General features: G+C 38.2%; 13 protein-coding genes. 11 read left to right on the top strand and 2 right to left on the bottom strand.

Annotated elements, in window-relative coordinates; all coding sequences use genetic code 11:
• Positions 1-4: 4 nt before the first annotated feature.
• Entirely contained in the window at positions 5-751 is a 747-nt protein-coding gene (gene kdsB, locus RB151_RS06640; protein WP_042846470.1) for a 3-deoxy-manno-octulosonate cytidylyltransferase, read from the top strand.
• A gap of 97 nt (positions 752-848) precedes the next feature.
• Here kdsB and elyC read toward each other — a convergent pair whose 3' ends face one another.
• Positions 849-1,676, bottom strand: a complete 828-nt coding sequence (gene elyC, locus RB151_RS06645) for an envelope biogenesis factor ElyC (protein ID WP_042846469.1) — start codon at positions 1,674-1,676, stop codon at positions 849-851.
• Positions 1,677-2,032: 356 nt separating this feature from the next.
• Between elyC and cmoM the strand changes: the two genes are divergently transcribed.
• From cmoM to RB151_RS06695, 10 genes are all read left to right on the top strand, one after another.
• Positions 2,033-2,821 (top strand): tRNA uridine 5-oxyacetic acid(34) methyltransferase CmoM, encoded by a 789-nt coding sequence (gene cmoM, locus RB151_RS06650; RefSeq protein WP_048606597.1) that lies wholly within the window; start codon positions 2,033-2,035, stop codon positions 2,819-2,821.
• Positions 2,818-4,143, top strand: a complete 1,326-nt coding sequence (gene mukF, locus RB151_RS06655) for a chromosome partition protein MukF (RefSeq protein WP_042846467.1) — start codon at positions 2,818-2,820, stop codon at positions 4,141-4,143. The genes cmoM and mukF overlap by 4 nt, the downstream gene beginning before the upstream one ends.
• Positions 4,124-4,849: a chromosome partition protein MukE gene (mukE, locus tag RB151_RS06660; RefSeq protein WP_042846466.1), complete on the top strand. Its 726-nt coding sequence runs from the start codon at positions 4,124-4,126 to the stop codon at positions 4,847-4,849. The genes mukF and mukE overlap by 20 nt, the downstream gene beginning before the upstream one ends.
• Complete coding sequence (gene mukB / locus RB151_RS06665) at positions 4,849-9,288, top strand: chromosome partition protein MukB (RefSeq protein ID WP_071547890.1); 4,440 nt, start codon at positions 4,849-4,851, stop codon at positions 9,286-9,288. The genes mukE and mukB overlap by 1 nt, the downstream gene beginning before the upstream one ends.
• Positions 9,289-10,009: 721 nt before the next feature.
• Complete coding sequence (locus tag RB151_RS06670; RefSeq protein WP_145927298.1) at positions 10,010-10,963, top strand: YadA C-terminal domain-containing protein; 954 nt, start codon at positions 10,010-10,012, stop codon at positions 10,961-10,963.
• Positions 10,964-11,354: 391 nt separating this feature from the next.
• The gene (gene ldtD, locus RB151_RS06675; RefSeq protein WP_071547891.1) at positions 11,355-13,112 is read left to right on the top strand and encodes a L,D-transpeptidase; all 1,758 of its coding nucleotides are present in this window, start codon (positions 11,355-11,357) and stop codon (positions 13,110-13,112) included.
• 366 nt (positions 13,113-13,478) lie between these two features.
• Entirely contained in the window at positions 13,479-14,027 is a 549-nt protein-coding gene (locus RB151_RS06680) for a YcbK family protein (RefSeq protein ID WP_042846461.1), read from the top strand.
• Between the two features lie 39 nt (positions 14,028-14,066).
• Entirely contained in the window at positions 14,067-14,714 is a 648-nt protein-coding gene (locus tag RB151_RS06685; RefSeq protein ID WP_071547892.1) for an MBL fold metallo-hydrolase, read from the top strand.
• Positions 14,715-14,935: 221 nt separating this feature from the next.
• Positions 14,936-24,703 (top strand): anthrax toxin-like adenylyl cyclase domain-containing protein, encoded by a 9,768-nt coding sequence (locus tag RB151_RS06690; RefSeq protein ID WP_071547893.1) that lies wholly within the window; start codon positions 14,936-14,938, stop codon positions 24,701-24,703.
• The gene (locus tag RB151_RS06695; protein WP_071547894.1) at positions 24,703-25,257 is read left to right on the top strand and encodes a hypothetical protein; all 555 of its coding nucleotides are present in this window, start codon (positions 24,703-24,705) and stop codon (positions 25,255-25,257) included. Before RB151_RS06690 ends, RB151_RS06695 begins: the two co-directional genes overlap by 1 nt.
• Positions 25,258-25,389: 132 nt before the next feature.
• Here the strand turns inward: RB151_RS06695 and RB151_RS06700 are convergent, their stop codons facing one another.
• Positions 25,390-26,580 carry an amino acid aminotransferase gene (locus RB151_RS06700; protein ID WP_071547895.1) on the bottom strand — a complete coding sequence of 397 codons (1,191 nt, stop codon included), beginning with the start codon at positions 26,578-26,580 and terminating at the stop codon, positions 25,390-25,392.
• Between the last annotated feature and the right edge of the window lie 151 nt (positions 26,581-26,731).

Here is a 26,731-nt window from a genome sequence, read left to right on the forward strand (position 1 = left end):
CGCCATGTTTACGGTTATTATTCCTGCTCGTTATGCATCGACCCGTTTGCCGGGTAAACCTTTAGCTGATATTCATGGCAAGCCAATGGTCGTTAGGGTGATGGAACAAGCGATTAAATCAGGGGCTAGTCGAGTCATTGTGGCGACAGATCATCCTGATGTGGCTAAAGCCGTGATTGAAGCTGGGGGTGAGGCTTGTATGACCAACCCCGAACACCAGTCTGGCACTGAGCGGTTAGCAGAAGTTATCGATACTTACGGCTTTTCTGATGATGAAATCATTGTGAATGTGCAAGGGGATGAGCCTTTAATTCCACCTGAAATTATTAGCCAAGTAGCAAATAATCTTAAGGGAAGTCAAGCTGGAATGGGTACGCTGGCCGTGCCTATTCGTGATGCTCATGAGGCGTTTAACCCCAATGCAGTGAAAGTGGTTACTGATCAAGGTGGCTATGCGTTGTACTTTTCTCGTGCAACTATTCCTTGGGACAGAGACGGTTTTGCTAAAAGTCATGATGTCATTGGTGACACGTTTTTACGTCATATTGGTATTTACGCCTATCGCGCTGGGTTTATCCGCCGTTATGTTAGTTGGGAAGCTAGTCCATTAGAAAAAATCGAGATGCTTGAGCAGCTTCGGGTGCTTTGGTATGGTGAGAAAATTCATGTGGATGTAGCTAAAACAACACCAGGGGCGGGTGTTGATACCCAAGCAGATCTTGATGCTGTCAGAAAGCAATTTCTATTGTAATTAAAATATTATTCAGTAAGCCCAAGAGGTAGCATCTTGTTTGTTCTCTTGGTATTCAACAAAAGGTGTAATCTGTATAGGTTACACCTTTTTGTTTTCATTCGGCGACGGTTGCTTCTGGAGTTGGCAACGAGGAGTCTATTGATTGTGTATTATCAGGCTTTAGGTGCCACCAAATCGTCCCAAGAAATTCATACCACGCTCGTTCACTGTGACCGAAGTAATATGCTGAAGGGATGTATTTCTCCCATGGGTTAATGCCGCTAGTAATAACAAGTTGATTTGCGGGAGCAGGGAATGGTTGCATGCCTCTGTCTGTAAACATGGTTATCGCCCGAGGCAAATGGTTGGCTGAAGTGACTAATAAGAAAGGCGATTTCCCAATAATTTTCTCAACCTCAAAGGCTTCTTCTTGGGTATCTTTAGGCTCTGTAAGAGGGATTGTATCTTGTGCGGGTACACCTAAAGACTGAGCTACTTGTGCCGCAACTTCTGCACTGCTTATGGTGCTGCTCGCTTTCCCTCCAGTAAAGATAAGCTTACTGCCTGGGTGTTTTAAATATAATCGGACGCCTTCAGTTACTCTTGGTAGGCTGTTATTCAATAAGTTAGAGCTTGGGCTCCAATCTGGGTTGTAAGTAAACCCACCTCCTAATACCACGATATACTGTATATTTTGCGGTGGTGTTTCAGTGATCAATTCATATCGCTTATTATATTGGCCTTCTACAGGCGCGAGCAAGCTATCTGAAACAGGCTGTAATCCGAGTACTGCTAGGAGTATTAAGCTCAGGCTAGTAAATGTTTTTCCGCACCGTTGCCAGCGAGTGAACCAGAGTAAAATTAACCCGATAAACCCAATGATGAGCAATAATGGCAGTGGCATCAAAAGGGAACCAATATATTTTTTTAAAAAAAATAACATAACTAAGCCTATTCTTAAGGGTTATCAATCAATTTTGGTTGTGGAACTACCCTTGAAAAAGCGTCATATAACCACTTTTTCAACATAAAAATAGCGAAAATCGCCTTCAATGATGTCAAAATGAAATTCACTGAGCAAAATAAAGTACAATGCAAAAATATCGCTATTATCTGTTATAATTCATGTTTCAATTGTCGCCCACATCTGGTGTGATAAGCACAATACTCAGTGATAGTATTCTCAATTTAGCTTAATTTCATTAAGTTCAAGATGAAAATAGACTACATTGGCGGTTTTTGCGACTAATTGGCCCATAAAACTTAGTTAATGAACAATGATAGGCAACCGGATAGCACATGGCAGACCGCAACTTTGATGATATTGTCGATAAATTTGCAAAAAATATCTACGGCACGACAAAAGGAAAAATACGTGAAGCGGTGGTTTGGCAAGATTTAACGCATATATTAGATAGCCAATTTAAGGGGAAAACCTTAAAAATACTTGATGCAGGTGGAGGTGAAGGGCATTTTTCACGTAAACTTGCTGCTATGGGCCATCAAGTTATACTTTGCGATTTATCCGAAGAAATGTTGGAACGAGCCAGTGAGCTTGCAAAAGAACAAGGGATTAGCGATAACATTCGCTTTGTTCACTGCGCGGTGCAAGATATTTCCCAACATATTAATGAGCCCGTTGACCTTGTTTTATTCCATGCTGTTCTTGAATGGATTAGCGATCAAAAATATGCAATTGAACAACTGGCAGATATAATCAGACCAGAAGGCGTATTTTCTGTCATGTTCTATAATGCAAATGGCTTAGTCATGCGTAATGCGATTTTGGGGAACTTTCATTTGGCAACCCCGCATATTCAGCGGCGTCGTAAACGCTCGTTATCGCCACAGAAACCTTTATTTCCTCAGCAAGTTGATGAGTGGTTAAGGGGGTGTGGTATGGGCATCTTAGCTAAAAGTGGCGTCAGAGTTTTCCATGACTATCTGCAAAGTAGGCAATTACAGCAAAAAGATTTTCCTGCATTGTTAGCGTTAGAGCAACAATATTGTCGTGAAGAACCCTATCTTAGTATGGGGCGTTATATTCATGTCATGGCACGCAAACAAATACAAAAGGACGATTTATGAGTGATTTTTCCCAGACCGTCCCTGAACTTGTGTCTTGGGCACGAAAAAATGATTTTGCGATTTCACTCCCTGCTGAGCGTTTGGCATTTTTGCTGGCGGTGGCAGTATTAAACAGTGAAAGAGTGAATGGCGAAATGAGTGAAGGGGAACTGGTTGACGCCTTTCGTGAAGTTTGCAAAGGTTTTGAACAGACAACGGAATCTTTGGCGGTGAGGGCAAATAATGCCATCAATGATATGGTGCGCCAAAAGATATTTAACCGTTTCGCCAGTGATATTGTTGAAGGCAATGCCATTTATCGTCTGACCCCATTGGGGATTGGCATCAGCGATTATTATATACGCCAGCGAGAATTTTCCACATTAAGACTTTCCATGCAGCTTTCGATAGTTGCCAGTGAGCTGCAAAGAGCGGCTGAAGCAGCAGAAGAAGGCGGTGATGAATTTTATTGGCATCGTTATGTTTTTGCTCCATTAAAATATTCAGTCGCTGAAATTTTTGATAGCATCGATTTATCCCAACGTATCATGGATGAGCAGCAAAATACCGTTAAAGAAGATATTGCTGCCTTGTTAAACCAAGATTGGCAGGCGGCCATCGCAAACTGTGAGCAATTATTATCAGAAACATCCGGTACTTTGCGTGAGCTGCAAGACACGTTAGAAGCCGCAGGGGATAAACTACAAGCCAATTTATTGCGTATTCAAGAAGCGAATATGAATGCACCTGCTTTTTCTGAAATGGTGGATAGACTGGTTTTTGACTTACAAAATAAATTAGACCGTATCGTCAGTTGGGGGCAGCAATCTATCGATTTATGGATAGGCTATGACCGTCACGTCCATAAATTTATCCGTACAGCGATAGATATGGATAAAAACAGGATCTTTTCACAACGGTTACGTCAGTCCGTTCAACATTATCTCGATAGCCCTTGGGCTCTTACTTATACCAACGCAGACCGGTTATTCGATATGCGAGATGAAGAGCTCACATTACATGATGAAGAGGTAACGGGTGAATTGCCTCCAGAGCTTGAATTTGAAGAGTTTAGTGAGCTCAATGATAAACTAGCCGAGTTAATGGAAGTGGAACTTGCCATCTATAAAACAGAACAGCGTCCATTAGACGTTGGTCGTGTATTGCAGGGGTACTTGCAGCAATATCCACAAAAACGTCATTTTGATGTCGCTCGAATTATTATTGATCAGGCGGTAAGACTAGGCATTGCAGAGGCTGATTTGGCGGGGTTACCGGCAGAATGGCAAGCTATTAATGATTACGGAGCCAAGGTACAGGCACATGTCATCGACAAATATTGAACAATTTATGCCAGTAAAACTGGCTCAAGCATTAGCTAACCCTATTTTCCCAGAGCTAGACAGCCAATTGCGTTCAGGTCGGCATATTAGTATTGATGACCTTGATAACCATGCATTTTTGATGGATTTTCAGGAAGCATTGGAGCAATTTTACTCACGGTATAATGTTGAGCTAATTCGTGCACCTGAAGGGTTTTTCTATTTACGCCCGCGTTCGACCACGTTGATCCCACGCTCAGTCCTATCTGAATTGGATATGATGGTTGGCAAAATTCTGTGTTATCTCTACCTCAGCCCTGAGCGTTTAAGTAATCAAGGTATCTTTACCTCTCAAGAGCTTTTTGAAGAATTACTCTCTTTAGCGGATGAAAATAAACTGCTTAAATTTGTTAATCAGCGTTCTACGGGTTCTGACCTTGATAAACAAAAATTGCAGGAAAAATTAAGAACATCATTAAACCGTCTACGTCGTTTAGGGATGGTGCATTTTCTGCAAAATGACCCGAGTAAATTTATTATTAGTGAATCTGTGTTCCGTTTTGGTGCAGATGTACGCAGTGGTGATAACCCGCAAGACGCTCAGTTACGTATGATCCGTGATGGCGAAGCTATCTCTCTGGAAGGTGAACTCTCACTAAAAGACAGTGAAGAAGAGAATGTCGAAGATAGTCAAGAACCGGCAGAAAGTGATGAGGATGAAGAATAATGATTGAACGCGGAAAATTTCGCTCACTGACGCTGGTGAATTGGAACGGTTTTTTTGCTCGTACTTTTGACCTTGACGAGTTAGTCACCACTTTATCTGGTGGTAATGGTGCGGGTAAATCGACAACGATGGCTGCTTTTATTACTGCCATGATCCCAGATTTAACCTTACTCCACTTCCGTAATACAACTGAAGCCGGTGCTACCTCAGGGTCACGGGACAAAGGGTTACATGGGAAATTACGTCCTGGAGTCTGCTATGCCATTTTAGATGTTTTAAACTCTAAACATCAGCGCGTCATGGTGGGTGTGCGCTTACAGCAAGTTGCTGGGCGTGATAAAAAAGTTGATATTAAGCCTTTCATGGTGCAAGGCATTCCATTGGCAACGGTTCCGACTGAAATATTGACAGAAGTGATTGATGGTCGCCAAGCCAAAGTGATCCCACTGAATGAGTTAAAAGAACGCCTTGAAGAGCAAGAAGGGATTTTGTTCAAGCAATTTAACTCAATTACAGATTACCATTCGGTTCTATTTGAATTAGGTGTCTTGCCAAAACGTTTACGCTCAGCGAGTGATCGAAGCAAATATTATCGGCTTATTGAAGCGTCATTATACGGTGGGATTTCCAGCGCGATTACGCGTTCATTACGTGATTACTTATTGCCTGAAAATGGTGGCGTTCGTAAAGCCTTCCAAGATATGGAAGCTGCATTGCGTGAAAACCGCTTAACGTTGGAAGCCATTCGCGTTACACAATCTGACCGCGACTTGTTTAAACATTTAATTAGCCAAGCAACGGATTATGTATCAGCGGATTATATGCGTCATTCCAATGAAAGGCGTATCCATTTAGATGCCGCTTTAGCTGCACGTAATGAGTTATTCGCTAGTCGTAAACAACTGCGCATAGAGCAAGTTCGTAGTGTAGAAATGGCACGCGAACTAAATGAGCAAAATAGCGCTTCAACAGAATTGGAAGCTGATTACCAAGCGGCCAATGACCATTTGAATTTAGTGCAAGCAGCGCTACGTCAGCAAGAAAAAATAGACCGTTATCAAGCTGATATTGAAGAGCTGACTTATCGCCTTGAAGAGCAAAGCGAAGTTGTTGCAGAAGCAACAGAAACGCAAGACGAATATGAAGCTCGTGCCCAAGCCGCTGAGATAGAGGTTGATGAGCTAAAAAACCAATTAGCGGACTACCAACAAGCATTAGATGTACAGCAAACTCGTGCTATCCAATACCAACAAGCGTTACATGCATTAACTCGAGCTCGTGATTTGTGTCAGCTTCCTGAATTATCAATTGATAATGCAGATGAATGGTTAGATACATTTGAGGCTCGGGAACAGCAAGCGACAGAGTCGTTATTGGCCCTTGAACAAAAAATGAGTGTTGCTGATGCAGCACATAGCCAATTTGAGCAAGCCTATCAATTAGTTAAAAATATGGTAGGTGAGGTAAGTCGCAGTGATGCATACCAACAAGCACGTGCTCTATTACGGGATTGGTCATCACAACAGCATTTAGCTGAACGTGTACAACCGTTACGCATGCAACTCTCTGAATTACAACAACGCCTAAATAGCCAGCAGAATGCAGAGCGTATGTTGGCAGAGTTTTGTAAACGCCACGGTCAAAGCTATGAGCCTGATGAACTTGATGCGTTAATGGCTGAGTTAGAAGCGCAACAAGAAGAATTAAGTGTTGGTGTAAACGAAAGTGGCGAAAGGCGCATGCAAATGCGCCAAGAATTGGAACAAATTCGCCAGCGTATCCAACAGTTATCTTCTAAAGCACCTGCATGGATCATTGCTCAAGAAGCATTAACTCAATTGAATGAACAATCAGGTGAAGTTTTTGCATCGAGTACTGCTGTAACTGAATTTATGCAGCAGTTGCTTGAACAAGAAAGGGAAATCACGGTTGAGCGCGATGAGATTGCAGCGCAGCGGCGCGACCTTGAGAAGCAAATAGAGCGTTTAAGTCAGCCAAGTGGTGCAGAAGATAGCCGGATGCTTGCATTGGCGGAACGTTTCAACGGGGTATTACTGTCTGAAATTTATGATGACATTACTATTGAAGATGCGGCTTATTTCTCAGCATTATATGGTCCTGCTCGTCATGGTATTGTCGTACAGGATTTATCAGCTGTTCGTAGCCAGTTAGAAACTTTACAAGACTGCCCTGATGATGTGTATTTTATCGAAGGGGACCCTTCTTCCTTTGATGATAGCGTTTTTGATGCCCAAGAATTTGAACAAGCCGTATTAGTTCGCTCTTCTGAGCGGCAGTGGCGTTATTCGCGTTATCCTGAGCTTCCTTTATTTGGGCGAGCAGCGCGTGAAAGCCATTTAGAGTCATTATCAGCTGAGCGTGATGAGCTCGCCGAACGCTATGCGACATTGTCATTTGATGTACAAAAAATTCAACGTTCACATCAAGCATTCAGTCGTTTTATCGGTCAGCACATTTCTGTCGCTTTCGAAGCAGACCCAGAAGCTGAAATCCGTACACTTAATCAAAAACGAACAGAACTAGAAAGAGCTTTAGCGCAATTTGAAGAACAAACCCAACAACAGCGCCAACAATTTGCTCAAGGAAAAGAAAGTTTAACGGTACTTAACCGTTTGTTACCGCAGATGGGCTTGTTACTTGATGAAACGCTGGTGGATAGGGTTGAAGAAATCAATGAGGAACTATCAGAAGCTGAAGAAGCGGCGCATTTCCTCAATAAACATGGAAGTACATTAGAAAAATTAGAGCCGATTGTAACGGTATTACTCAGTGACCCTGAGCAACATGACCAGCTACGCAAAGATTACGAACTCGCGAAGCACACTCAACAGAATGCAAAACAGCAGGCTTTTGCATTGGTTGAAGTGGTTCAACGTCGGGCTCACTTTAGTTACAGTGACTCTACGGGGATGGTTAGTGAAAATAGTGATTTGAATGAAAAATTGCGTCAGCGTTTGGAACAGGCAGAAACCGAGCGAGCTCGAGCCCGTGAGCAACTACGTCAGCAGCAATTGCAGAGTGCGCAATACCATCAAGTATTGGCTTCGTTACGTAGCTCTTTTGAAACTAAGCAAGAAATGCTGAAAGAGCTAGAAGCCGAAATGCAGGAGATTGGTGTAAAAGCTGACCCTGAAGCACAAGAGCGTGCACGCATTCGTCGTGATGAATTACACCAACGAGTGATGGAGAACCGTAGCCGTATTAATCAGTTAGAAAAACAGCTAACCTTATGTGAAGCTGAAATGGATAACTTACAAAAACGCCTACGTAAGTTAGAAAAAGATTATTATCTATTACGTGAACAAGTGGTTTCTGCGAAAGCAGGTTGGTGTGCTGTAATGCGTTTGGTGAAAGACAATGGTGTTGAGCGCCGTTTGCACCGCCGTGAACTTGCTTATACTGATGGTGACAGTTTACGCTCTATGTCGGATAAAGCATTAGGGGCGCTACGTCTTGCGGTGGCAGATAACGAACATTTACGTGATGTGCTACGTTTATCTGAAGATCCAAAATACCCAGAACGCAAAATTAAGTTCTTTATTGCAGTGTATCAACACTTACGCGAACGAATTCGCCAAGATATTATTCGTACGGATGACCCGATTGATGCGATTGAGCAAATGGAAATTGAGTTGGGTCGTTTAACGGAAGAATTAACCGCTCGTGAGCAAAAATTAGCGATTAGCTCGAAAAGTGTGGCGAATATTATTCGCAAAACAATCCAACGTGAACAAAATCGTATCCGCATGTTAAACCAAGGGTTACAAGCTGTTGCGTTTGGCCAAGTGAAAGGCGTTCGTCTTAATGTAAATATTCGTGAGAGCCATGCGTTGTTACTCAGTGTCCTGTCTGAAGAAAGTGAAATGCATCAAGACTTATTTACTAGCCAGCGCCTGACATTCTCTGAAGCGATGGCAAAACTGTATCAACGCCTTAACCCTCAAGTGGATGTTGGCCAGCGTTTACCGCAAACCATTGGTGAGGAATTACTCGATTATCGTAATTATTTAGAGCTAGATGTCGAGGTTAACCGTGGCTCAGATGGCTGGCTGAAAGCAGAGAGTGGTGCGCTATCAACGGGTGAAGCTATTGGTACAGGGATGTCAATTCTGGTGATGGTGGTACAAAGCTGGGAAGAAGAATCCCGTCGTTTACGTGCAAAAGATATTATTCCTTGTCGTCTATTATTCTTAGATGAAGCCGCTCGATTAGATGCTAAATCGATAGCAACCTTATTCGAATTGTGTGATAGGTTAGAAATGCAGTTAATAATTGCGGCACCAGAGAATATAAGCCCTGAGAAAGGGACAACTTATAAGCTAGTTCGTAAGGTGATAGGCAACCATGAGCATGTGCATGTGGTTGGCTTAAAAGGTTTTGGCCAAGACAGTGCTAGTGTTCAAGAACCGGCCTTGTAGTAATAGATAACTTAAATGCATTTAAAGCCGATACTTAGTAATAAGTATCGGCTTTTTTGTATTTGATATCCCTTCTTCTAACTGAAGGGATATCTGTGTTTTAAACATAAAAGCACAGTATTTTAATGGGTAGCTTAATAGTGATAGCGAGAGAAACTGCTTAGGGAAAGTATATTTTTACGATTAACGCATATAGAATGTAACAAAAATTAATGAAGTATAACTAACTCTCGTAATGAATTTAATTTAGGTAAAACTTTGCATGAAAAATACTTATAGTTATATCGATATAATAACTAATTATGGATAAGGATAATTAACTGTTTCTATATAGGGGTATTTGGCAGTTTTACAACGGATTGGAATTTTTTTTATCTGTTTATTTCTTATTTATGCTGATGGAGTCTCACAAAAACTCTAAATTGGTGTTTTAATTGGTTGATTTATTTGTTTGTTTTGGTTTTTCTTAATGTTAAACAACATAAAAATGTAACCTGAGTGCTAAGGTTAGTCAGTTCATTGTATTTTTATTCTTTAGCGCATTAATTATTAATAATTTTGTATAAAAGAAAGTTGGATGGGAAAGAGATAATTAAGGGTGTACCTTATTGCGCATATTAATTAGATATAAAAAATGATGTAAAATGAAATACTCTGTAATGGAGTTAGCTTGTATTCTGATGGCCAATTAACACTAATCAATAAATTTGGAATACAAAAAATGAATAAATTAACCTTATTAGCCGTTATGGTTTCTGCAACCATGATGAGTAACGTATCTGTTGCGGATGTTAGCTGGGCCGGTTGGAATAACAATATTGGCAGCGATAATGGACATGCAAGTACAGCACTAACATCAGAAAATCAAAATATTCTTGCTAACAATGTAAATAACGTTAATGCAGATTTGCAGGATCATAAAGCTAAACAAGATGCATATAATGCTAAGCAAGATGGATATAATAAGCATCAGAAAGAGATTAATGAAAACCAAACCCTGATCAACCAAAATCAGGGGGTTTTAAATCAAATCCAAGCAGATATTAATTCTAAGCAAGCAATAACTAACGTTGAGCAAGCTAATATTAATAAAGAACAAAAAGTAGTAAATGAAAACCAAAAAGTCGTTAATGATAAACAAGACGTTATTAACCAAAATCAAGCTAAAGTTAATAGCGACCAAAAATTAGTAAATGAAAATCAAAAAGTCGTTAATGATAAGCAAGATGTTATTAACCAAAACCAAGCTAAAGTTAATAGTGACCAAAAATTAACCAATAATAAACAAACTGTTTTTAATAAAAACCAAATGGCTTTCAACAATAGCCAAATAGCTGTTAATAACCGCCAATCTCAGATCAATAAAAATGTTGATAATAGATTAAATCAGCTAGATAGCAGAGTCACATCGTTAGATAAGCGTGTTGATTCATTAGATAACGAATTAAAGCGTGGGTTGGCTTCGCAAGCTGCTTTATCAGGGTTATTCCAACCTTATAATGTTGGGCACTTTAACCTATCTATGGCGTTAGGTGGTTATGAATCTAATACAGCTCTTGCACTAGGTTCAGGTTATCGTATTGATGAAAGTGTGGCAGTAAAAGCGGGTGTAGCAACAAATACTGATGACTTTAAAGGCGTGACTTATAATGCCGCTGTTAACTTTGAATGGTAACAGGAATCATTAGTTAACCCCCTCATGGTTACACTTTTAATCTAACTTAAGGCAAAAAAGCATATGTTATGTTTTTTGCCTTTTATTCTTTAATTGAATAAATACTCATATGGGGCATAAAAAGCGGTAACACACTTGGTTTTTATTTGTTTTAGCCGTTTATATCGTTACCTTACGTTTATTGATAATCAGAAGAAATAAACACAGAATTAGTTTTTTCCTATAACATTCCTGCCTATATTGTTCATACTGACTTAATGATGCTTAAGTTGATATGCTGCACTGTTAACCATGTATAATGTGTGAATACTTTGAGTATCCAGAATTTACTATAATAAAATCGTTAATAATAAAAACTATTGTTATCCATGTTGTAACTTAAGGTGGATGTATGGCAAAGAGAAGTGTGAAAGCTCTGCAAGTCTCAGTAATATGTGGGTTAATGGCATTACACATACCTGCGTTTTCAAATGAAGAAAATATGCAGCAAAGTGTCGAGGAAGTACAAGCTACCGCGGCAGTTACACCAGCAGAAAGTTTGGCTAAAATAACAGTCTCGCTTCCTTCGGGGGTGAAACCTGTTTTTGCTTCACAATTATCTAAATTATATGCTGAGCGGCAAATGCAGCTATTGTGGCAAGATGAAACAGCAATTAGTCAATTCCAACAACAGTTGGCCGAATTAGCACTCGCGGGGGTACAACCTCAATTTGCCGAGTGGCTCGCGATACTGGAAAATAACCAATTAAATGAACTTGGTCGTGACGTTATTTTGTCCGATGCAATGTTGGGATATTTACACTATTTATCTTCGGTTGAAGCCAGTGGGCAATATTGGTTATATAGTAGCCGCCCCTATAAAATTATTGCCCCGACTTCTGCACAAATGAAACCATGGTTAGATGCAGTTTCAGGTAATCGCTTAAGTGATTGGGTGAAATCGCAAGCCCCTAACCATCCAATGTATTTGCCAATGCGCAAAGAAATGCTGAAGTTATTGGCGATGCCTGAAGATGACTTGGAAATCGTGGGGACTAAAACATTAAAACCAGGTCAATCAAATGATGACGTGGTTATTTTGCGCCAAATTCTGCAACGTGAAGGGTTACTGGAAGGTGAAACAGTAATGGAGAGCAGCGAAGTTGAAGCCCCTGAAACGATGGCGCAAGTTGCTGAGCAAGCGGTTGAACAAACCAGTGAACCAGCAAAAACAGCTGAGACACCAATAAGTAAGGCATCAAAAGTGTATAGCCAAGACCTTGTTGATGCGGTAAAAAAATTCCAATTACAGTATGGCTTAGAAGCGGATGGTGTTGTCGGTAAAGGTACGCGTGTTTGGCTGAATATGAAGCCAAAACAAAAAGCAGGATTAATGGCATTAAATATTCAGCGGTTGCGTATTATTCCAGCAAGTCAAGGAACTGGGATTTTAGTCAATATACCAGGCTATTCCTTAGATTTTTATTTGAATGATGAGGTTATTTTAGACTCAAAAGTGATTGTTGGACGTGCTGATCGAAAAACACCGATCATGAGCAGTGCACTGAATAATGTGGTGATTAACCCTCCTTGGAGTGTGCCGACTAGCATGGCACGTAAAGATATTGCCCCGAGAGGAAAGCAAGATCCAAGTTATTTTAGCCGTAAAGGGTATACTGTTTATTCGGGGTGGGGCGCAGATTCCTATGAAATCGACCCGTATGCCATTGATTGGGAAAGTATTACGCCTGCCAATTTCCCTTATCGAATTCGTCAAGCTCCTGGCCCTACTAATTCATTAGGGCGCTATAAATTTAACATGCCAAGTTCTGATGCAATTTATTTGCATGATACACCGAATCATAGTCTATTTAATCGCAACGCACGTGCAATAAGTTCTGGGTGTGTACGAGTTAATAAAGCTAGTGAGCTTGCAAGTATTTTATTAGGTGATGCGGGCTGGGAAAGGAAGCGCATTGATGGTGCACTTAAGGAAGGTTCGACCCGTTATGTGAATATACCGGATAGGATCCCAGTATTTCTTTATTATCAAACCGCTTGGGTTGATAAAGACCAGCAACCACAATATCGAGCGGATATATATCAATATGATAACAGCATTAATAATGCAGATAACTATTTGCCAATGTTGAAAAAGATTTTGCATTAATCATCATGTTAGCTTAAATATGAAAGGGGGATTTCCCCCTTTTTTGCGAGTATTTCTGTTTAACTCCCATAATTTCTTATTAGGTCCGTTGCTTTTAGGCATTTAATTATTATCATGCAGTAAATAATAGAGAGCTGATCGCGATTCATATCAGCCAAGGCAGCAAAGTAAGCGTAGTAATTCGCTTATTACATGTGAATTTAGTGACAAAGCGCTATTTTTGACGAATATAGCAACCAAATTCCCTTAAAGTATGCATATCTTTACATAAATATACATTAAAATTAAGAATGTTTTGCTAGACTCAATAGGTTGTCAAAATTTTATCGATTATTACTGAAATTATTAGAGTCTGAGCTATCACCTATGGATATTATTGACCAATCCCGCAGAAAATGGCTGGGAATTGGGGCTGCTACAGTCGGCCTTAGTTTATTACCAAGCCATGTATTTGCTGCAATGACCACCCCACGCCCACGTATTTTACGCTTTCAAAATATTAATACGGGGGAGTCTTTAAAAACAGAATTTTTTGACGGTCAACGTTATAACAAATCTGAACTTGCACGTTTAAATCATTTTTTCCGTGATTACCGCTGCGATAAAGTCAAAACCATTGATCCTAAATTATTTGACCAAATTTATTTATTACAAATGATGATGGGAACTAACAAACCAGTTCAACTTATTTCGGGTTATCGCTCTTTAGAAACGAATAATAAATTGCGTAGTAAAAGTTCGGGAGTCGCGAAGAAAAGTTACCATACTCGCGGGCAAGCGATGGATTTCCATATCGAAGGTTTACAGTTAAGTAACATTCGTAAAGCCGCGCTGAAAATGAAAGCGGGTGGTGTTGGCTATTATCCTAGAAGCAATTTTATACATATTGATACAGGGCCAGCAAGAACGTGGTAATCTGTGCATAGGTGACACAGATTACGGAGTAATTGCCCGATGAAATATACTATTATCCCAGTAACACCATTTATGCAAAACTGTCAGGTTATTTGGGATGAAAATACGTTAGAAGCGGTTGTGGTTGACCCCGGCGGTGAGGCAGAAAAAATTATTTCTGCCATTGAAAGTCGAGGGCTAAAGTTAACTAAAATTCTGCTTACCCACGGTCATTCTGACCATATCGGTGCTTCAGCTATACTTTCCAAACATTTCTCTGTGCCTATTTATGGGCCACAAAAAGAAGACGCGTTTTGGATTGAAAATCTTGCTGAGCAAAATGCCATGTTTTATATAGGGGAATGTCCTGATTTTACGCCTGACTATTGGCTAGAAGAAGGGGATACAGTCACTTGTGGTGGCATTTCATTTGATGTGTTGCATTGCCCAGGGCATACACCCGGTCATATTATTTTTGTGAATCACAATGATAAGCTAATTTCAATGGGTGATGTGTTATTTAAGGGTGGGGTAGGTCGCAGTGACTTCCCTCGTGGTAATCACCAAGATTTAATCTCATCAATTAAAACTAAAGTACTGCCTTTAGGTGACGATTACCAGTTTATACCGGGGCATGGGCCAATGTCTAATTTAGGTTTTGAACGCAAAACCAACCCTTTCTTACAAGATGAATTACCTGTTTGGTAATTAACAAAAATAGTCATTCCTTCCTAATTTAAAAACATACCCTAAGAATTGGGTATGTTTTTTATAGTTAATTATCATTGATAATTACCCTATGTTAATTTTTACTATCCGAAACATTTTATCCGAATGTTTCATATTGATATGGTTATTAATAAATTACTTTGTTACTTTAAATATTAATTTCAATAACATACATTAATTATTAATTAAAGGGAATTATTATGAAAGTAGAAAATACAGATGTGAATTTTAATCAATATGTATTATATGACTATGTTAATGATACTGAAAATCATGATTTGTTTATTAAGTTAATAAATAATAATGGTATATCTCATTCTAGTTTCTCAGGGTATTGCTATGGGCTAACGGATGAGTTTTTAGTTTACAGCATGAATAATCAAGGGGGTAAATATATCGAGCAATTAAATGAACTTTATTCTATTATAAATTCAAATGATGATAATTTAACCCCGTTAGATAAAGCTAGAAATGATGCCTTGAAGTTACATGCTAAATCATTATTTAATGAGCATGTATCAGATGTAATTAAAAAACAGCTTTCATATATAAAATCAGTACGTCATTATAATTATATTTATAACTTTAAATATGAAGAGATTAATGGACGTAGTTTTGTTAAATATATTAATGATATTGTCAATACAAATTATGCTGTTAGCAAAAGTATGTATGGTAGAGAGGCTAATTATTATAATTATTTGGCAGAGTTACAAAAATTAAAAATTAAAATTTATACAGATGCGCTTTTGGCTGATGCTGATAGTGATTTTTTCAAAACAAAGGCAGGGAAAGATATCGCATCAGATGAGCTTTTTATAAAGCTAAAAGATAAACTTAGCATTGGGGGGGGAAATCTAGCATCGAGTTTTACTACTGATGATGCCAAAATATTCATTAATACAATATCAGAGGTTATTCAAAGAGATAATTATTTAGAGTTAGAAGACAATAGGAATGGTAAAGGTGTTCAGGTAGTTGATAGTAAGAACTTTACGACACACTTAGCTAATGAAACCACATTGAGTCGCTTTAAAGAAAAAATCTACTCACATATAAATACAAGCAATCAACCACTGTTAATTAAGTTTTGTTCAGCTAGCCATGCAATGGCGATATCCATAATTTATGATCAAAAAACAAAGGTGTGGACATATAAGTTCTTTGATCCTGATACTGGAGTCATGACATTTAACAAAAAAGACAGTTTTATTTCTTATATCGATACATTTGTAAAAATTAATGCAGATAAATATAGGTTTAGTAAGGTTAAGAATAATGATTATAAAATTAGAACATTTTCATTTAACCCTAGTGACAGTATCGGAAGGCCATTTCAACTGAAGGAATTAAATAATCGAGATAAACTAATTACGGAAAATACGCTATTAGTAAAAAGAAAATTGGCATACATTAGTAGTGATCAAAAATGTAAATTAACCTATGTGGAATTTAATCAAAAAAATCAAATAGCTAAACTAAAGGTTACACTGAACGGAAAGACATCATTCATTTATACTGATATTTTAAATAGCGGTGAGCTTACTAAAATAATTGAGGATAATGTAAATGCATTATCAAAAATTAATAGTGATAAATTTATTAGCCAAGATGATTATCAAGTTTACTTAGTAAGTAAACAATTTGATATAAATGCTTTTTCACCACCTCAACAAGAGGGTGATAGAGATTATAAAAGTGTCAATTTGCACCTTGTTCCACGTATGGGTGACCAACCAACCATAGCTACGGGGGTCCCAGAAAACCACCAAAAAGCGATTAATAAAGTTGCGGATAAATATAATATTACCATTGGTATTCGGCCTGTTGACTATAAATCGGCTAGTTTAATCGAATTAGGCATATACAGTAGTAAGGGATTAACAATTAAAGGTAAAAGTTCTGACTGGGGCCCACACAGTGGTTTTATTCCAGTTTTGCAGCAGTTCTCTAAGAAATCGGGTCGAGATGAGCAAAGCAAATATAATGACTATGTGCAACAGTCTATTGATAAAAAGCATGCAATAGCGGTTCCCCTTGAAATTAGTTCGGAACGGATTAATGAATTAATTAACTATAAAACCATCACGCCACTAATTGATACAGATGATGGGGATTACAAGAAAACTAGCTCAACTATTGATGGGGAAGAACATACCTTTTTATTAAAAAAAAGCCCTTCAGGAAAAGGTAATATTTGGCAGGTTTCTTATCAAGAAAATAATGAAATTAAACCTTTTCTTGTGATAGGTGATCCTAAAACGGGTAAGGCAATGACGGCTGATTATGATATTTTTAGCATTATCTTCCCAATTTCAGAGTTAGAGCATTATGTTAAAGTTACGGAAATGCCTGATTGGCAAGAATGGAAAGCGAGTGTAAATTATGAGGAGTTAACGCCAGCTCAAAAGAGACTGTATAATAATGAGGCAGAATATAATAAGAAAGAAGGGAAAGAAAATGGCATTATCAATAATAGAATAAAAGAGGTTAATAGGCAGCTTAATAGAGAGCTAGGGAGAACTGAGGGCTTTGAATTAGTTCATCATGGTTCTGATGATGCAAACCCCGTGAGTGTGATGAAGGATAACTTCCCTATTACCTTCTTTTTACCTGAGAGTTTAAAAGGGAAAAATAAGTTGTCGGGAACAACTCAACCTATTGATACTTATTTTGAGATGAACCCTCATGGTGCCATCATTATTAATGATGTCGAACAGTTGTCTAATTTTCAGCAGTTGTTAATTAATCAAGGCTATCGAGCACCATTAAATAGAAAATGGAGCGAAGGTGAGAACGGTAGGTTATTTGAACCTAAAAGAAAAAAATCGGAAGGGTATATTGTAAACCATGGTGAGATTAAAAGAAAAAAAAGCATCTCAATATTTAATGATAAGATAGATCAGAATTTAGATAACAGTGAACAAACCTCAGATAGAATAATACCGAGTTCAGATAATCATGAGCAAGGCTCAACGGATAACAAAGTAGATAAGGCGCTAATTGTTAATAGGCGTAGGTATATGGAAGGCGTATTCGGAAAAGCGGTTGTTGGATTAGATAATGACTTTTCTGATATACATGAAAATAATTTTAATGGTAGCCATCATGCGTCTCTAGCTGGTGACTTGGCTTCAAAGGCGCACTCAATTAATACCTGGTGTGACCCTATTAAAGTGTATCATAAATTAACGGCAATTAACATTGAATCTAGGGATAATAAACAGGCGAACCCTACAGCATATGACCATAACGTTATTATTCAATTACAAGGGGATAAAGTTTCAGCGGATGTGGTAGCTAAAGCTCTCTCAAAACACCCCGACAATAGTACAGTGATTCAATACGATTTAGGTAGTCGAAAACATAAGGTATTATATGGCTCTCTAAAAAAAATAACTACAGGGAAAGTACGCTGGATAACCATTGGGCATGGTTCTTATTTTGATGATGGAGAACCTACCTTATATGCAGAAAGGAGTGCAAAGAAATATACAGATGCGATGGTCTATTTGAAAAAGAAAGTATTGAAAAATACGGTCCCCGATAAACTAGTACTAATGGGGTGCAATTTAGGTAGGGGAGGAATATATGAAAACTTTGCATTAAAGGCTACAAATCTATTTGCTAATAATAAGATGAATATGCCAATAGTTGCATATAATCGAAGTATAACCAATTATAATTATGGGCATAAAATGGTTGTGGAGGGGGAACGTAATTCCATTAGAAATAGTACTAAGGGTTATAAATTTATATATCAATATGATCTTAATACAGGGCAAGTAAAAATAAATGGAAAATCTAGTACATTATATTTTATTAATGAGCTACGTCGAGGAGAATTAAAACTATCGCAATTAAATAACTATGTTGAACCAGACCCAATGAAAATATTTAGGCTTTCATCATTCAAAGATTTAGATTTTTCTCTAATAAAAAAAATAATCTATAACCCTCAAGCTTATCAATTTTTTGTTGATGAATTAAAACAGCATAATCAGGAGTTACCTAGCGATTTTCATTCACACTTCACTAAAAAATTAAATGACTTAGGGATTAAATCAACACCTATATGGCCTACGGTTAATCAAGATAGTATAGCGCATCAAGCACATTTACAATCTCATTTGCAGAAGGACACCTCAACATTTTCTATTATTGTGCGCGCTACTGAGGACCTAAAGGGGAAGGTGCAAGCAGAGCGGTTAGCAGGTAAAAACCCAGAAAACACACTAATTTTGCAAGCGGACACAGATAATAAAATCTGGGCGGTAGAATACGGGGAAAATAATATTCCTTCACTACTAGAAAGCGGTAAAGCAGTAAAGTGGGTTATTATCGCTAATGATGGGGTAAAGAATAAACCAATCGATGGCTTGTTCTCGGTTCTTACGGAGGTAAAGGAAAAATATCCATTTACAGCAGAGGAGAGTATGTCGCTCCACGCTATAAATAAACAAAAAATAAAAATTACGAGTAGCTTATTTATAGAGCTTGATCAGCGAAAGGGGAGTGCTGCCGAGCAACTAGTGGGGGTAATGCACCAAGAGACACCAACGGTAAAAAACTATTTAGATACAAAACATCATCAACAAGTTCAATCTTTAATAGAGAAAATAGCGTCAAAAGATATCAGTTTGGAGCATGTTCGTTTGGCAGAGCACCCTTATTTAGTGAGTTACTTTGACGATGCGTACGGCCAATTTAGTGCAGATAAGCTGAAAATAGCACTATATGATCCATTAATAGCCCCAAAAGTTAACCATTACCTGAGCAATGATACAACTGAAAATAAAGCTCACTGGGACAATTTATTTGAGGCTCGTCTGTCTACGGATTTACAACAGCAAGCTAAAGATACACTTACTATTTTGCATGCGATACAGGATGACCCATCTGTATTACATCATTTAAGCGAAAAATCATGTTTACAATTGAAAGCGATATTTCCTGCCATTAATGATTTTGATCGTGGCAAAGTCACTGCGTTAGCTAAAGATGTAAATGCATTTTCATTAATGTCCGAGGACCTTAATTCATTTTTAAGGCTTAACAAGGACAATTTTGATGGGGAAAATGCACCATTAAAAGGGCTCTCATTTGCAGGGGCATTACATAAACATCAAGTTGAGCGTCATCAGCGGTTACAGCAATATAATGAACTGTGTAATCAGATGCGTAAGTGGTCTGCTGATAGCCAAGTGAATATGATTAACTATGATAGGTTAAGACGTAAAGGAGATGCAGCAGGTTTTGACCGAAAGATGGGGTTAATTTATACCGTTGAGTCTCAGTTAGGAGATGAAAACTCGGCGAGAAATCTTATTGAGTGGCAAATTAAGCTAGAACAGAAACGCTATAATGGGCCCCTAACCGAGGGAGAAACCGAGTTACTTAATGAAATAAAGCGCTATTCAAATAATATTGTAGATGGGTTTGATAATAAGGGAGAGAAACAAGCGAGGCAATCTATTGAATATGTTATATCAGCCAATAATAAATTTTACCATTCCCAGGGTCATTCACTTTTATTCCTTCAAGGTAAGAACACAACATATACTATTCAATATACGACCCGAGGTAACATTCATGAATACCGCTTACTTGATCCTAATGGTTTACAACTCTGTATTCGTAATGAACAACGTTCTTTAGCATCAAAATTATTTGCGAAGCAAGTCAATAGTTATTTTAACGAAAATGTAAGTTTACTTAATGGAGAGACTATAACTCGGGGCCAACAGGCAGGCTTTGGAGAGGGAAGTCATAATAATGGTAAGTTTTATTCGGCAGATATGCAATTTATTGCACTTGATGATAACAGTATCAAGCGTATACCTCATGATTATGAGCAGTATAGAAAGAACGTAACTGCACTTATTAATTCTGTCACTGTTGCTGATAAAAACAGTTGGGTGAATTTTAATGGTGAAAAAATTGCCTTGGCAAGGTTACAAAACTTAGGGGTGACTATTAATGGTCAACTTATTACTGCAGATCATACAAAAAAAAATGGTTGGCAGAAAAAAGTGCGATTTCATCCCGAAAAGCTTGCGGCTGAATTAACATTAGTTGATGGAAATGAATCGGACCTTGTTTTGCTCAGGATTCTTCATCAGCAATTAGGCGACGTAGATCATATTCCTATCACAGATAATAACACTGGTTTTCAAGACAGCGCGGTATTGAAAAAGCAGTTGAAGTATATTGCAAGAAACATCGACCCTAATGTGTCTAAATTGACACCGGAGATGATTGAGAACTTAAGAGCGTTAGGAACTAAGTTACCGCGTTTTCAACAAATAGGTAATCGGTTTGGCCAAGTAATGGGTGGAGTTGGTGCAGTACAAACATTAATTAGTATACATTTAATCTTGAAAAAATTAGATAACCCTGATTTAACGGATGAGGAATGTGCTGAGTTAGAAAAACAATTTTACCTTATTTGTGGTTCAGCAATTGCTAATTATGGAGACATGATTGTACAACCTATTTTATTAAATATAGCTAGTAAAGGGGGGGCAACATCGTTAATCCGTGGCAGAATTGCAGCGGGAACAGTGATTATATTTAATTTAGTCGGAATGGGGTTTGACGCTTACCAAGCGTATGACAGTTTATCTAAACTTGATAGTGTTTCAGATCCAAAACAGCGGCAAGATTTGATTGTTAATGCGACTTTTTCTATTGCCAGTTGTGTGTTAAATGGCATCACCGTTATTGGTGTCATAATTGGCTCTTCTACTATTCCCGTAGTGGGCCTTGTTGTTGGGGGCGTTTTACTGGTTTCTGGTTTGGTATATCAAGGTGCCCGCGCAGTTGAAAATATCAAAGAGGTAATTGATATTAGCTGGGATAGGGAACTGGAAGAAGGGCTTCGTGGTGCATTTGGTTTTGAACCTACCCTGCGTAGCCAGCAAGAAATGGCGATTGTGCATTACATAAAAGCATTTAAAAAATTAGATGTAGAGATGGATATAGACCTGTTTGAAAAAAGGTTTGTCCCAGCAGGTTTTGATCATCACTTGAGTATAATTGAAAAGCCGACTAATAAATCAGAAGAACGTTATTATCTTGTAGATACTAATAATAATTATTTTGGTGGTATGTGGTGGGGGGTACGTTTAAGTTTTTCGGATTATGTTTATCGTTATACCAAACGTGGAGCCCCTTCATTTACTTCCAGTGAAGCTGATTTTTTAATTAAAAATTATTCTTTGCAAGCCGATGGGAGGGTGAAAAGAGTTACTGGGCAAGAAGATCGAGTTGTATTTAAGACAGTTCTCAAGGAGGTTACTGATGTTGTCCGTACTGGGACAGTAGCGTCTAATGAGGGCTATTGTTTTAACACAAACTATAAAAACCCATTATTTGATAAGTTTTTAGAAAAACATGGAATTCAAAAAAGTAATTTAACACAGAGTATAGAAAAGCAGCTTACAGCTTCGGATTATGAACAATTAAGTTTTTATTCTAAACAAACCGAGGTTGCTGCGCAAAAAAATTTCACTATCCGTAAATATGCAGACAACACCAATGAATATATTGAGAATAAACCTGGTATAATTGCGAATATTATAGATATTGATGAGACTAAGGGGAGTAGTATTAATCTCGCAAATGGTGTTGATTATCTTATTGGAAAAGACGACAGAATGTATGCTCTTCAGGTGTTATCGGGTGAAAAGTATTTTGCTACAGGATCAAAGTCAGATTATTTTTACTTAAGGGATAATAGTTTAACATCATTGGAGTCAAATGATGGCAAAGTAACGAAGTTTCTAGATGGCCAATCAGGAAGCGACACTTTATTTATTGATAATTTGCCTAATGGCTATCATGTTTATATCGATTTAAGGATAAATAAGGTTGCGTATTTCTGCAGCGAGGAGTCTAAATCTAAATTTAAATATCAACATCAATTTATTGATGTTGTTGATGCTAAAAATATTGAAAATATTACTCTTATTGATAATACTAATGATATTATCCATGGCGATGATGAAAATAATAATATCAATGGCGGGTTAGGGGAAGATACGCTATATGGATATGGTGGAGATGACCGATTAGCGCTAACAAAAGGGAAAGCCATTGGTGGCAGTGGGATTGATAGTTACTTTATTAAACGGTTCGAATGGGCTTCTCATGTAGATGATCTTTATAAAACAAAAATGTCATATAATAAAAAAGCATTCCGAGTTGAAAAAGAACATTATATCAACCCTATTTATCAGGGGGGAAATAAAGGATTTCAAGCTAATGTTATTATTGAAGAGAATAGCGAGTCAGTGAGTTGGGTTGATCTTGAATACTCATTAAGTGAAATTAAGGATATGTATATCAATGGTAACGACCTTTACCTTAAAATACAGGTTGATGATTATAAGACAGATAAATATGTATTTGATAAGGTTAAGAGTGAAGTCACCATAAAATTAAATAATGTATATCGTGATATAGATGGGGTTCGTAAACGCAATCATAGTTATAACTTAAATACTAACGATGGTTTTGCCTTAATTAGTCAATTAGTTGACCTCCCAAAAGAAAATAATCCTGAACATACTATACGTGGAAAACTATTCAATGTGTTATATGTTCAAAATAATGATAAAACGCTATATTCAGGTGAAAAAAGTGTTTATATTGATGAAAGTAAAGATGAGATTGAAGTTAATAAAACACGAGTATATCACTCACCTAAATGGGGAAGGTTAGTATCAATAGGTAAAGCTAAGAATTTAACTTATACTGGAAGTGAAAAAAACAATATCCTCTCCCATATAGCATCGGGGAGCCATATAAAAGTCACATTGGGCCAAGATAGTTATCAAATAAATAAACTTGACGATAACAATGAAGATATTGTATTTGATTTTGCTAATGTCAAAGACCATTTTACAGATCAAGATAAGGTTATTATTTTATTACCTACGGTAAATGGCTACCAACTACAAATGAATGGGCAAAAGCTTTTGCTCAAAGATAGGTTCGAAAAGACAACACTGAGCTTTCGTTTTCAGAATTTCGATGGGGGTATGAATAATGCGGTACTTATTCAAGATAAGTACAGTAATATGTTTTGTATCGACCTGAAGAGTGAAAATAGTGTCATTGCCCCTTCAAATCCCATTGCAAACAGCACCGATGGCGATGATACCATTAATATTCCAATGGGGTACCTTGGTAAAAAATTACTGATAAACGGGCAAGCAGGAAATGATATTATTCTTGACCATAGTGGGTTTAGCCGTGTGCTGATCGGTGGGGACGGTGATGATACGATAACAGCCGTTTCAGGTAATAATGTGCTGTATGCTGGCTCAGGAATGAATTTTCTCTCGGGCGGAGATGGGGACGATTTATTATTCTCTGATTTTGGTTACGACACTTTAATGGGTAAGGAGGGCGATGATAACTATTTAATTGATTGTCGATATAGAGGGGTTGTTTATATCGAGGATCTTGAAGGGAAAAATAATATTCATTTACTGTATTTTGACTGTGAAAACATTACTGAAGGTGTGGATAATGGTGCTCTTTATCGCATTTATATATCAAAATCAGGCAAAATTATTAAAATAAAACAGCCATCTCTACAAGAAAATAAAGACGCTGTATGTCAGGTCTACATGCACCCTAAATTGCCGCATAAGTTGCAGGAATTAACAAAAGATGGGATGGAGCCTTTAGCTAAATACTTTGCAGATAGTTATTCCATCGCTGAAAAAACAGGGCAAAAAGGTCATTGGAAACTAGCTGATACATTAACTCATTTACTAAATGGAACGCCAGATGCTTTATTAGAGTCATTACATGTACCTACTAATGGCCCAACTATTTTAAACCCAAATTATGCTCGAACTCATTGGTTAATTAAGACTAAGGAAGGAAACTTAGTTGTTTTGGACCATACTGGGCATGGTCGGATAATTCAGGGGGTAAAGGAGATAATAGGATAGTGACTTTAGGGGGCAATAACGTGCTCTTTGGTGGTCAAGGTAATGATATTCTCGCCGGGGGAGTTGATAAAGATTTATTGATCTCCGTTGCGGGTAACGACACCTTGTCTGGTGGGTTAGGTAATGATACTTATCTTGTTAATGGTTATGAAAGCAATACAACAGTGAAGATTGAGGATTTGGCTGGTCGTAATCAGGTTGTTTTGGTTAATTTTTATGTGACCCCAGTGATGGTACAGCAAATAGATTCATCAAAAACACTCAGTGTCTATGAATCATATACTGGTCGAAAAGTGGAGATTTATCATAGTAACCATTTAATGTCGATGACAGATGTAACAGATATAAAGTTCCGTAAGTGTGATGGGGACGAATGGAATGGGCAAGCTGAGAAAACGGTAGATAAGCTTATTCAGCTTTATGCTGAGTCACGTTTTGAATACGAAAGTACTTTTGAGGCAACGAATATGTCAGCCCACCTACGCAACCGTTGGGACCCTCTACCGTTTATGAACCGTTTATTAGAGGGGACGAGCGTATCAGCCGCTAATTAGCTTTCAAATGATTAGAGGAATAAGCTTTAATATGAGCGATTCCTCTTCAAAGTGAACTATACTCCTAAAAAAACACCCCAAAATTAGAACCCAATAAAATATGGGGCTAACTTGGGGTGTACTTTATGAGTTTTACAGTACTTTTACGATGGCTTCACACAGTGGAACCATGTTTTCCAGTGTTAAGCCTGCAACATTAATACGGCCAGAACTTACGGCGTAGATGCCAAATTCACTGCGTAGACGCTCTACTTGCTCTTTTGTGAGACCACTGAAGGAGAACATACCGTTTTGGTTGATAATGAAGCTAAAGTCTTGTTTAGCGCCTTTCTCTTCCAATGTTTTAACCAGTAACTGACGCATACGTTTAATACGTTCACGCATTGCTGTTAGTTCTTGGACCCATTCTGCTTTTAAGGTATCGTCAGAAAGGATAGTGGTAACCACTGCTGCACCGTGAGCGGGTGGGTTAGAGTAGTTTGCACGAATAACCGCTTTTGCTTGGCTAAATGCGCGCTCTGCGTTGTCGCTGTCTTTAGCGATAATGGTGCAAGCACCGACACGCTCATTATATAAACCGAAGTTTTTAGAGTATGAGCTGGCGACAATCATTTCTGGGTTATTTTGGGTGAAAATGCGCAAGCCTTCAGCGTCTTCATCTAACCCTTTAGCAAAACCTTGATAGGCGAAGTCGAAAACAGGTAATAAGCCTTTTTCTGCACACAAGTTAGCCAGCTTCGACCATTGCTCAGCAGTTGGGTCAATCCCTGTTGGGTTATGGCAGCAACCATGTAGGACAATAACATCCCCTGCAACCGCAGTGGATAAGCTACTTAGCATGCCGTCGAAATCCATGCCATGTTTTGCTGCATCATAATAGTTGTAAGTTAATACTTCTAAGCCAGCGGCTTCAAAAATATTTTTATGGTTAGGCCATGTTGGGTTGCTGATCCAAACACGTTTTGCATTGGTTTGTTTAGCAATAAAGTCAGCTGCAATACGCAGGGCACCAGTGCCCCCAGGGGCTTGTGCAGTACGGGCACGTTTTGAGGTGACAATTTCATGTTGTACACCGAATAACAGTTCTTGTGTTACACGGCCGAATTCTGGCATTCCGCTAATCGCAAGATAGTTTTTGGTGTTTTCGTTGTCTAGCAGGAATTTTTCTGCTTTTTTTACGGTATCAAGCACAGGGGTTTTCCCTGATTCGTCTTTATAGACGCCAATACCTAAGTTGATTTTATTGTCACGGGGATCAGCACGGAAACTATCAGCAAGACCTAAAATTGGGTCAGCGGGGGCAGAAGTAATTTTTTCAAACATGTTGTCGATTCCAAAGCTCTGTTGTGGTTACCCAATACAGTTCATAGCGTATGAAGGCATTAAGTGAGAATGCTTTTGGCTATCCTTGCTTGTAAAAAGCCCATACTGCTTGAAATAAAGGGTATAGCTGAAAACGGGTTTAGTCGAACGA

The sequence above is a fragment of the Providencia rettgeri genome (assembly GCF_001874625.1).
Classification (GTDB): domain Bacteria; phylum Pseudomonadota; class Gammaproteobacteria; order Enterobacterales; family Enterobacteriaceae; genus Providencia; species Providencia huashanensis.